1 protein-coding gene is annotated in these 549 nt (G+C 39.2%); it reads left to right on the top strand.

All coding sequences use genetic code 11. The annotated features are described in order from the left end of the window. Positions 1–549: PDZ domain-containing protein (locus LE190_RS22220; protein ID WP_225240602.1), on the top strand; the 549-nt coding region annotated here is incomplete at both ends.

Here is a 549-nt window from a genome sequence, read left to right as displayed (position 1 = left end):
GTTATATCAAACGGGAAATGGCTTCAATATTGTAACAGCTGGGCAAAAAGTAGCCTCTCCTACTGCTGGCGAAGTTAAGCTAGGTGGAATTCAGCAATTGGTGGATCCCGCAGCCGAATGGAAACAAGTATTCAATGAAGTTTGGTCGATGCAAAAAGACTATTTCTATGTAGAAAATATGCATGGTGCTGACTGGAAAGCGATGAAAACCAAATATGAAAAATTCTTACCTTTTGTAAACCATCGTTCTGATCTTGGTTATTTATTGAACGAAATGATGGGAGAAATGGTCGTGGGACACAATTATATCTATCCAGGAGATCAACCTTCCACGCCATCCGTTTCAGTTGGTGTGCTGGGAGCAGATTATACGCTAAATAATGGTTATTATCAGATCGTCAAATTATTTACGCGTCTTGAATGGAATCCATCGTTCAAAGCCCCATTGGCTGAACCGGGATTAAACATAAAAGAAGGAGACTATATTGTTGCTGTTAATGGTACTGAACTGACTGAGGATAAGGATATCTATAGTTTATTTGACAATAC

Source organism: Massilia hydrophila, assembly GCF_020208145.1.
GTDB lineage: Bacteria > Pseudomonadota > Gammaproteobacteria > Burkholderiales > Burkholderiaceae_D > Telluria > Telluria hydrophila.
Note: the sequence above shows the minus strand (reverse complement) of the source record. Positions and strands in the feature narration are given on the sequence as shown.